The organism is Microcoleus sp. CAWBG640 (assembly GCF_020883015.1).
GTDB lineage: Bacteria > Cyanobacteriota > Cyanobacteriia > Cyanobacteriales > Microcoleaceae > Microcoleus > Microcoleus anatoxicus.
The window spans coordinates 1-7,215 of record NZ_JAHRFC010000147.1; the positions used below are offsets into that span (position 1 = coordinate 1).

Genomic DNA, 7,215 nt, shown 5'->3' on the forward strand with positions numbered 1-7,215 from the left:
CTGATGGTAAATGTTTGAGAGCAACAGTTGTACCCGATAGCTTCTTTCAGGCGAAACGTTCCCAGTGTAGGAATTTTTATCCGATTGCCAGCCATCTGAAATACTGGTCCATTGCTGCTGTCTACTCACCTACGCCGACCTCAGCCGCATCCTTGACTCAACTAAATATCCCAGCCACCGTTACAACTGTCTCACGGAGTTGATGGGCGAATTTCAACTCTGCTTCCCCCTCAGCCATTGCACCCCACGGACTTTCCTTATTCCCGGCATTTTGCCGAAAGAACAACCGGAAAACACCGAACTCGAAGGCGAAACCCTGGAATTTCAATATCACTACCGCATCCTCCCCGACAGCATCCTCTCGCGTTTCATCGTCCTCACCCACGAGAAAATCCACAACAGCACCCACTGGCGCACGGGGGTAATGCTGGAGTACACCGAAGGCGCTGAGGTGTACAACATCGCCCGAATTAAATCTGACCCGGAAGATGAGAAAATCTCGATCGCTGTTAGCGGGCGGGAATCGACGCGACGTTCTTTCCTCAGCATGATTCGCGATACGTTTACAAAAATCCACAATTCTTTTGCGAATCTGGAAATCAGTCAATGGGTGCCGGTTCCGGGTTATCCCGATGCCGATCCGCTGGATTACGAGGAGTTGCTAGGATTGGAGGAGATGGGCGAGAATACAGTGTGCCTTGGGAAACTTAAACTTAAACTGGATTTGCGGCCGTTGTTGGATGGGTATGAGGCGATCGAACTTCGGCGCAGAAAGCAAATGGGCGATAATTTTTTTGACGATCCAGAAGACGGTTATCCTGGGATTAACATTCACGTTCATCAAAAGAATTTCGATCGCCGTTCTAAAACATTTAACCAAAATGGTCAAGGCGATAACTTTGGAGGCGATCGAATTCAAGGAGACAAGATAATGGGCAATGCCGATGAAACTCCCTAACGTTGAAACTGCATTTATTGATATTCAGAAATTGCGTGACTATAGCTTAAACATCGAACACGATCGGGGACAACACAAAGCTCGATTATTTCTTGCTATTCTAGGGTTAAGTGCTGAAGATGCCGAAGACTTGCAATTTATCTTGTTAGAAGCGATTCAAATCTATGATGCCATCTCCACCAGCCAAGATCAATACGGTCAACGCTATGTTGTCGATTTTCCTCTAACTCGCAATGAAAAAACGGCAACAATTCGCAGCACTTGGATTGTACGTCCTACAGAAACTTTTCCGCGACTCACTAGCTGTTACATTCGGAGGTAGATTATGCTAAAGACAATTTCAAAATTACAATTACTCGATGTTGTTGCCATCAAGGAAGATTTACCATCTGGTAATTTACTTGCTGGTCAAGTAGGTACTATCGTCGAGTTCTTGGCCCCAGAAGTTTACGAAGTCGAATTCAGCGACGATGACGGGCAAACTTATGCAATGTTGCCATTACACAGTAGTCAACTGTTACAATTAAAGTACAAGTCTACACCAGAAATTACCCCGATGTCTAACAATACATATCAATACGGTCAAGGCTATAATGTTGGAGGTGATAAAATTGCAGGCGATAAAGTCGCAGGCAATAAAATTATTAATAATGCCAATACCGCCGAAATTCTGCAACTGATTTCATCGATGCGCGAAACAGCCACACAGTTTCCCGAAGACATTCGCGATGGTGTAATTATCGATATTGAAGATGTCGAAGCGGAAATTAAGAAACCAGAGAAGGAAAGGAATCCAGCTAGATTAAAGAAAAGTTTAAAAGCTATTTTAGCGACGACGGCTGCGATCGGAGTTGGTATCTCTGGTGCTGTTGACTTGGCTCATAAGACGATCGATCTAGGTGAAAAAGTAGGAATCGAAATTCAGCTACCGCCAGCCCCCTAAATAGGGCTTGCTGAATAATTGATCGCTTTTTGGCGATCGGGAGTGATTGATTATTCAACCAGAGTTAAAGATGAGTTTTTCCTGCCTCTGGGGGCTAGAGACAAGCTCAGCTTTTTTGTACACGATCGCAGGTGGTGATGCACGGGTTTTGACCTATTCTACCTGTTTATCTTGCACTTTACTCTCGATCGCGCCATCGAATAACCTTTCGCCACGTCAAGTGCGATCGATTATTCAGCAAGCCCTATCTAGAGGCTCTGCCTCGCTTGGGGGATAAAAAGAGGAGGCAGAGCCTCCGGATCTGCGTTCCCAGGCAGAGCCTGGGAACGAGCAAAACGAGCGAAACAGTCAACAATCAACCATTAACTATTTCAAACCATCTCTGTCGAAACTTGCATGGCTGGCTGTGGCTGGAACTGGAACAGCGCATAAACCACGTTGCGGCGAATATCCGTCATCATATCCAAAAACAGCTCGTAACCTTCAGTTTTGTACTCGATTAACGGGTCTTTTTGGCCGTAACCACGCAGCCCGACAGACTCGCGCAAAGCATCCATTTGTTGCAAATGTTCCCGCCACAAAGTATCAATTTGCTGCAAAATAAAGAACCGTTCCGCATCTCGCATCAAATCTGCTCGGATTGCATTAACTTCCGATTCTTTCATGTCGTAAGCATTGCGAACTTGTTCGTGGAGGAAAGTTTTAATTTCCTCAACTGACAAATCTTCTAGTTGATCCGGTGTCATGTCAGCCAGCAAATAAACAAATTCCTTCACCTTGCTGACCAGTTTTTCTAGTTCCCACTCTTCCGAAGGTAAATCGGGATTGATGTATGCTCCTACAATGTCGTCCATTGTCTGTTCTGCATACTTAATCACCTGTTCCTTGGAGTCCAAACCTTCTAATACCCGACGGCGTTCAGCATAGATGGCTCGACGTTGATTGTTCATCACTTCGTCGTACTCAAATACCTGTTTGCGGATGTCATAATAGTAGGTTTCAACTTTTTTCTGAGCTCCTTCTAAGGAACGAGTTAGCATTCCCGATTCGATCGGCATATCTTCCTCTACCCCAAAAGCTTTCATCAAACCAGCCACCCGTTCTCCACCAAAAATCCTCAGCAAATTATCTTCCAAACTCAAGAAAAACCGAGTAGAACCAGGGTCTCCCTGGCGTCCCGCGCGGCCGCGCAACTGATTGTCAATCCGGCGCGATTCGTGCCGTTCTGTACCGATGACGTGGAGGCCTCCGAAGTTGACAACTTCATCATGTTCGGTGCTGGTAAAAGCTTCGTATTCGCTGCGAATTAATTTGTAAACTTCCCGCAGTTTTTGAATTACTGGGTCATTTGTCGGGGCTTTTTCCGAAGCCACAGCTATCTTATCATCGGCTTCCAATTCCGAGAGCGATCGCGCTCCATATTCCTTGACAGCCAACTCCACCGCCGCCTTCAACATTTGCTCGGCATCTTTCGAGATTTGCGTCGGGAAAATCTGGGGCGAAGCCTTCCAAGACTTCACCTTTTTCGTACCCTGTCCAAAACCTTGAGGTGCGGGGCGGCCACCAATACCGGGGACTTGAGCTAAGGTAAACCCTTCCTCATCGTCGGGGCGGACAATCCGCGGCATGAAATACTCGCGCAACTTCAGGCGGCCCATGTACTCAGAATTCCCGCCCAAAATGATATCAGTACCGCGGCCGGCCATGTTAGTGGCGATCGTCACCGCACCCTTGCGTCCGGCTTGAGCAATGATTTCCGACTCTCGTTCCACATTTTCTGGTTTAGCATTCAGCAAGTTGTGAGGAATCCTCAGTTCCGTCAGCAACCTCGACAGCAATTCCGACTTTTCGATACTCGTAGTACCCACCAGCACCGGGCGGCCTTGGCCGTGCATTTCCGCGCATTCTTGGGCTATAGCATTCCACTTACCATTTTCCGTTTTGTAAACCATATCCGACAGGTCTTTACGGCTAGGAATCCGGTTTGTCGGAATCAGCGTCACTTCCAGATTATAAATCTTGCCAAACTCCGCCTCTTCCGTCTTCGCCGTCCCAGTCATCCCCGACAGCTTCGGATAAAGCAAAAAGAAATTTTGATAGGTAATCGTCGCCAACGTCTGAGTTTCCGGCTGAATTTCCGCCCGTTCCTTCGCTTCGATCGCCTGATGCAAACCATCACTCCAGCGCCGTCCCGGCATCACCCGCCCGGTAAACTCATCAACAATCACCACCTCATTCTCACGGACGATGTAGTTGACATCCTTGATAAACAATTCCTTCGCCTTAATCGCATTAAAAATATAGTGCGCCCAAGGATCTGCCGGGTCATACAAATCCGTAACCCCCAACAACCGCTCAGCTTCCCCAAATCCTTCATCCGTCAATAGCACATTCCGAGCCTTTTCGTCAACTTCGTAATGTTCTTCATTTTCCTTTCTCAGGGCCACCGCTACCTCAGAGGCCCGGATGTACTTCTCGCTGGGGCGCTCCACTTGGCCAGAAATAATCAGAGGTGTCCGGGCTTCATCGATTAGCACCGAGTCCACTTCGTCAATCACGCAGAAATTAAAAGGACGCTGCACTACCTCTTCCATGACAGTAGCCATGTTATCCCGCAAATAGTCAAAGCCCACCTCGCTGTTCGTCGCGTAGGTGATATCACAGTTATAGTTTTTCTTTCGTTCCCCCTGATCCATGCCCTGCTGAATCAGTCCCACAGTCAATCCCAGGAACCGGTGCACCTGCCCCATCCATTCCGCGTCCCGCCTCGCGAGATAATCGTTGACGGTGATGATGTGTACCCCTTTGCCGTTGAGGGCGTTGAGGTAGGCCGGCAGTGTCGCTACCAGGGTTTTTCCTTCACCGGTTTTCATTTCGGCAATTTGACCTTTGTGCAGGATGATGCCGCCCAGGAGTTGCACATCAAAGTGGCGCATTCCTAAAACTCGCTGTCCCGCTTCCCGCACCACCGCAAAAGCTTCTGGCAAGATTTCGTCTAGAATCTCTTTCTCGTCGTTGAGAGACTTAGCTTTCGCCAGACGTTGTTTAAACTCAGCGGTTTTACCTCTGAGTTGCTCGTCTGTTAGAGCGCGGATTTCTTCTTCTAAGATTGTGATATCAGCTACCCAAGGCTGAAATTTTCTAAGCTTGCGTGCGTTGGGATCGCCGAGCAGATTTTTAAACATGGCAGGAGAGGCAGATTTTTAATAATTTAGCTAGTAGCTTTCAGCTTTAGGGACTGGAGTATTACCCACAGTATTTACCTTTTCCGATTGTAGCAACCATTGGCTCTGCTCTGTGGCCGTCACGGGCGATCGGTTTGTTGTTCCATCCTGCCATCACTGCGTTGCAGAGTGTTTCATCTCCCTTGAACAAAATCCATGCAATTACCGATAAACTGCCTCTGTTGCCCCGTGCTTCTGGGATGGCTTGTCTTTTTTTGAGATGTCGGGGAAAATTTTGTAGTCCCTTTGCCGAAAAAACTAGCTTACATCCCCGGTGGGGATGTAACCGATTCGCGGATGGGGCCGCCTATAATCTTAGCAATCACTAAAATCTATGTTTTTATCTGTAGATGTAAGGAGTAGATAACAGTCAAAAATCAAGCAGTTGTAATTACCAAATAGCAAAAAATATTTAAATAACGTCAAGAACCTATTTAACATGAACGATCGCATTTCTGCACCCAACGTTTACTTATACGCTTTCCAACTCTATCATGACAGCCAGGGCAGCGATCATCCTCTGTGGCAACAATGCGAGCAGATTTTGGCAAAATTTACCTACAGTTATGAAAAACTTACACCCCATCTGGTTTTCCCCACCCATTCTCACCGCTACTGTACCGATTTACTGTCCGATTCTTCCCTCCCTTTTAATACCCGCAATCCCTTGATCGAAGGTTTTGCCCAACCTCGACAAATTCAAGATAGCTATGCTGTCTGTTTAAATATCGGTTGCCGGGAAGATGGCACTGCTAATAATTTAGATGTCAGTTTTATTGAAAATTTTAACCCCAATCAAGCTTTACTCATCAGTGGCGATGACAATTTTTTAGGTCAAACTCTGATTGTTACTGCATGGCTTACTGAACCAAACTTACCCGATAATTTAGATTCCCTCAAACCCCTGGCTGATAAATGTCGCGATTCTTTATTTTCCGGCGATTCTCCCCCTAGTTTTTACCGATCGGGTAAACTGTTTGGTAGCCCGATTTTTGAATACGGTTCACTTACCGATGTTCCCCATTACCAACACCTCTTTGTCTGGCTCCTGGGCGACAAACAAACTGATGCAGATTTTAACACTTGTCAACAGGAAATATTCAATTTATTATTTCACAGACACAAAATTATCAAGGCTTTTCAAGACAGCCGCCAGATTTACCAGGAACTTGATGCCGAATACCGCACCATAGAGAAAAATATGGAGGTTTTGCAGCAGCAATTTGCCCAGGATACTGTATTAAGTTCTTCTCAATTGCAAGAATTGCAGGAACAGTTAAAGCAACTCTTTTGCAAATCTGTAACTTATACTCGCTTGTTGCGGAAACTTGCAGATTTTGATAATACAATTGCCATAAATCTTTACAATTATAGTGAGATTTTGCAGAAAATATGTGTTATGATTGAAAGCGATAAGGAAGAACTATCGATATTAAATAGTTTTAGTATAAAAAACGCGCCTCAGATGCGATCGCAAATAGCAGGGGACTTAGGATATTTCCGACACGGAACCAGTTTAATCGAACAGGCGATCGCCTCCATTAGAGGGATAGTAGAAATAGAACAAGCCAGGAACGATCGCGCCCAGCAAATCGAACTCCGCAACAGCGAAACAGCAGAGAAAAATCGAGACGATCGCATAGAAAGCAAAGTTCAGGCGATCGGAGTCGGTATAGCAGCAGGTGCCATCTGTGCCTCTAGTGGCACAGACAAACTGTTCGAGACTCTAGAACAAAATCACGTTCCCGCACCCTTAATCCTGTGGCATCCCTTTGTATTTTCATTTTTGCTCAGTGGCGCGATCGCCCTGTTGGCAGCAGGCATCACAGGGTGGCGGACGAAACCCAAAAAGTAGCAAAAAGGGCGATCGAGCAGATCCAACTCAGAAATTTCTCAGAGAGCGAACATCGATCTTAAAGACTAGCTAGGGTTTGCTGAATAATCGATCGCAAACTAAGAACAGGAGCGATCGATATCTGAAAGCTCGGTTAAAGATAAGTTTTTTATGTATTTATACTCCCAAGTATAATTGTAGATTATCTTCAACCTAAAAACAGGTGTTCTTTTTCCAAATAGATATAAAAACACAC

Annotated in this window: 7 protein-coding genes; 6 read left to right on the forward strand and 1 reads right to left on the reverse strand. The window is 46.0% G+C overall.

Annotation, left to right across the window (positions count from 1 at the left end; all coding sequences use genetic code 11):
* The 5 genes from AAFP11_RS29090 to AAFP11_RS29110 all read left to right on the forward strand — a co-directional run.
* Positions 1-203 (forward strand): hypothetical protein (locus AAFP11_RS29090; protein ID WP_341740142.1); only part of this gene is annotated, 203 nt, incomplete at its 5' end.
* Complete coding sequence (locus tag AAFP11_RS29095) at positions 149-958, forward strand: COR domain-containing protein (RefSeq protein ID WP_341740148.1); 810 nt, start codon at positions 149-151, stop codon at positions 956-958. The genes AAFP11_RS29090 and AAFP11_RS29095, both read left to right, overlap by 55 nt.
* Positions 945-1,280, forward strand: a complete 336-nt coding sequence (locus AAFP11_RS29100) for a DUF6883 domain-containing protein (protein ID WP_341740143.1) — start codon at positions 945-947, stop codon at positions 1,278-1,280. Before AAFP11_RS29095 ends, AAFP11_RS29100 begins: the two co-directional genes overlap by 14 nt.
* A 3-nt stretch (positions 1,281-1,283) precedes the next feature.
* Positions 1,284-1,901, forward strand: a complete 618-nt coding sequence (locus AAFP11_RS29105; protein ID WP_341740144.1) for a DUF4926 domain-containing protein — start codon at positions 1,284-1,286, stop codon at positions 1,899-1,901.
* Between the two features lie 70 nt (positions 1,902-1,971).
* On the forward strand, positions 1,972-2,178 hold the full coding sequence (locus AAFP11_RS29110; protein ID WP_341740145.1) for a hypothetical protein: 207 nt from the start codon (positions 1,972-1,974) through the stop codon (positions 2,176-2,178).
* A gap of 94 nt (positions 2,179-2,272) precedes the next feature.
* On the opposite strand, the gene secA is transcribed toward AAFP11_RS29110, so the two are convergent.
* On the reverse strand, positions 2,273-5,086 hold the full coding sequence (secA, locus tag AAFP11_RS29115) for a preprotein translocase subunit SecA (RefSeq protein ID WP_341740146.1): 2,814 nt from the start codon (positions 5,084-5,086) through the stop codon (positions 2,273-2,275).
* 478 nt (positions 5,087-5,564) lie between these two features.
* On the opposite strand from secA, the gene AAFP11_RS29120 reads away from it, so the two are divergent.
* On the forward strand, positions 5,565-6,980 hold the full coding sequence (locus AAFP11_RS29120) for a hypothetical protein (protein ID WP_341740147.1): 1,416 nt from the start codon (positions 5,565-5,567) through the stop codon (positions 6,978-6,980).
* Positions 6,981-7,215 lie beyond the last annotated feature (235 nt).